Origin of the sequence: Brevibacterium sp. SIMBA_078, assembly GCF_046534565.1 — a bacterium.
Taxonomy (GTDB): domain Bacteria; phylum Actinomycetota; class Actinomycetes; order Actinomycetales; family Brevibacteriaceae; genus Brevibacterium.
The window spans coordinates 1-267 of the sequence record NZ_JAWRYQ010000265.1; the positions used below are offsets into that span (position 1 = coordinate 1).

1 pseudogene is annotated in these 267 nt (G+C 44.2%); it reads right to left on the reverse strand.

Features of this window, described 5'->3' with window-relative positions:
• Window positions 1–225 (reverse strand): annotated as a pseudogene (locus SB749_RS19670) (hypothetical protein); the annotation flags it as partial.
• Window positions 226–267 lie beyond the last annotated feature (42 nt).

Below are 267 nucleotides of genomic sequence, written 5' to 3' on the forward strand. Positions count from 1 at the left end.
TAACCAATTTGCTACAGCCAAACTTATACCATGCTTTTTAGCAAGTTGAACCACCAACAATAAAGCAAATACAAGCGCGATATAGTCAGCAATAAGTGATGCCCACGCAGCCCCGGCAACCGCCCAATCAAGGTACACTACAAAATAAATATCGAGCACAATATTAGTAATGTTAGTGACTAACAGTAAATAAAACGGCCCTCGCCCATAGTGCACGCCCAACATCCAGCCTAGTAAAACTAAGTTGCATAGCGCTGCAGGGGCGCT